This is a genomic window from Mesorhizobium sp. M0340, from assembly GCF_040321535.1.
Classification (GTDB): Bacteria; Pseudomonadota; Alphaproteobacteria; order Rhizobiales; family Rhizobiaceae; genus Mesorhizobium.
The window spans coordinates 1-2,416 of sequence record NZ_JAMYRR010000066.1 but is presented as its reverse complement, the minus strand read 5'-3'; the positions used below and the strand labels follow the sequence as shown (position 1 = coordinate 2,416).

Below are 2,416 nucleotides of genomic sequence, written 5' to 3'. Positions count from 1 at the left end.
CACGAAAGACGATGTCACAACAGCGTCGTCTTTCCCAGGGAGGAGATTCTCTGGCCAACTGAATGCCTCCTGCGGCCCGCTGCGCTGCGCAGCGGCGTCCCCCTTGCTCTCAAGACTTTGAAATTTAAATGGGTCCCCGGGAGCAACGTCTGGCGCTGACTGGCCGAGCCGCTTGATCTGCTGGGGAAACGTCCCAACGGGGCTTTCCTTAACCGCGTCTCGGGCCTGTCGGTCCATGAGTTCAAAGTTCGTGAGATTATTTGCCGTTCCGAATGTATCGTCACCCCTGAGGCGGGTTTGTAGTGCCTGCCGATTGACGACGAGGTTGTTGAGGTTCACGTCTGGCAGGTCTGGCTGCCATCTTTGCAATCGCCCAACCAGCGCCCGCGTGCCGTCCACCACGTGGACTCCGCAATCCACCTCGTTTCTCTGCTGGGCGATGCGGGGTGAGTCCACGCGGGTCTCCAGGCTGACGCCCAGATTTTTTGCGAGCTTTTTTGCAAGCGGGTCATGCCATCCGCTGACGGAGTCATAATGATAGGCAACCGGCCGTTCCCGGTCGCTGCGATCAACGAACAGCAGCGACCAATGGGTGCCGCGCTCCGCAAGAGTCTTACCGCCATCGCTCACTGGCACGAACAGGAAGTCGGCTGTGTCGTTACCGTTCTGATTATGGACGATGCGCTGGAATGCGCTTAGCCTGTCGCTCTTGGAGCCCAAGCGCAGATGATAATTGGCTACGAGGGGATCCACGAACCGCGTCCGGGCGGCGAGATCTGGATTGTTCCCCTGCAACTCCTGCTCCAGGAGCTGGTAATCCCTCTGGATATGTTCGTCGCCTAGCAATTCCAATGCGCCGAGCACCCGCCCGTCTTTAGCTTTCCCAGGGGGCTTCTCTGGCCGACCCAATGCCTCCTGCGGCCCGCTGCGCTGCGCAGCGGCGTCCCCAATGGCACGAGCCTCCATGCCGACTGCGTCTTCCGGACGAGCAGCAAGGGCAATTTCGCGCCCGAGTTCGGGCTTCCGGAGATGAGCTAGTGCACTGATCCCACCGGAGTTCACATAGCGCTTGGCATCTTCATCCAGCGACCCCTCGTGAAGCCGATCCGCAATCCCCGGCTTGTTGTTTTCATGCAGGTATTCACTGAAACGTCTAGGAGCAGATCCATAGGTCTGAATGGTACCGGGATTCGGCCCGGTCGGCGCTGCCTTGTACTCTCTGATGGGAGCCGCTGTGTAATCTCTGATGAGCGCGGCGTCGGCAGGGTCGGGATTCCGGACAGCGGCGCGGTCCAGCACTGGCGCTCCGCCCGCCCACGTCTTGAGATGACCCACTGCTCTAGCCACGTCCGAGGAGCCACTCTTGCTCTCGTACTCCTTGAGATCCGGATCCAGCGACTCCTCGTGAAGCCGAGCAGCAAATCCCGGCCTGTTATTATCAAAGAGCCAACGACCAAAGCCGAGAAGAGAATTTACATGGCGCTTGACCGTGCTCTCCAATGCTGACCTCAGCCCTTCGACAACGGTCGCATCGTTGGAATAAAGAGGACGCTTGTCGGGACCGGAGACCCCTATTGGAGGATCTGGCTGCACCGCCGCCGGCACAGAACGAGCAGGGTCACGCAACTCGGACGGTGCGGGGGGATTCAGATCAACCACTGACGAATCCGGCGCATGATGATGGCGCGCCGTTGAGTGACCCGGCTGCAGCACCGAGGCACCCAGCATCGATCCACTGCCTCCGGCGTAGGGCGCCGCGGCGTGTTCTTGTCCGCTCCCTTGCACCATGAGTTGCGCCTCCCATGGCGATGTATCCACTTGAGGGCCGGGATCATGCACTGGTTCGTCCATTTGCTTTTGCAACCGAGCCCACCTTTCGGCCACCGCGGCCTCGCCAACCGCGGAGGGCGTCTCCTCAGCCCTGGCGAACGCTGGCCCGGCAGGCGCCGCCGGCACAGAACGAGCATGGTCACGCAACTCGAACGGTGCGAGGGGATTCAGATCAACCACTGACGAATCCGGCGCATCATGATGGCGCGCCCTTGAGTGACCCGGCTGCAGCACCGAGGCACCCAGCATCGACCCACTGCCTCCGGCGTAGGGCGCCGCGGCGTGTTCTTGTCCGCTCCCTTGCGTCATGAGTTGCGCCTCCCATGGCGATCGTAGAAGGTCCGCGTGCGGAATCGAGTCGAAATATCCCGACAAATCAGCGTCGACCGTCTGCTTTTGCAACCGAGCCAGCCTTTCGGCCACCGCGGCCTCGCCAACCGCGGAGGGCGTCTCCTCAGCCCTGGCGAACGCTGGCCCGGCAGGCGCCGCCGGCACAGAACGAGCATGGTCATGCAACTCGAACGGTGCGGGGGGATTCAGATCAACCACTGACGAATCCGGCGCATGATGATGGCGCGCCGTTGAG

1 protein-coding gene is annotated in these 2,416 nt (G+C 61.7%); it reads right to left on the bottom strand.

Annotated features, from left to right (window positions below; genetic code table 11):
- Positions 1-1,851, bottom strand: a 1,851-nt coding sequence (locus NKI79_RS33045; RefSeq protein WP_352807479.1) for a Ulp1 family isopeptidase, incomplete at its 3' end; no start/stop codon positions are given.
- Positions 1,852-2,416 lie beyond the last annotated feature (565 nt).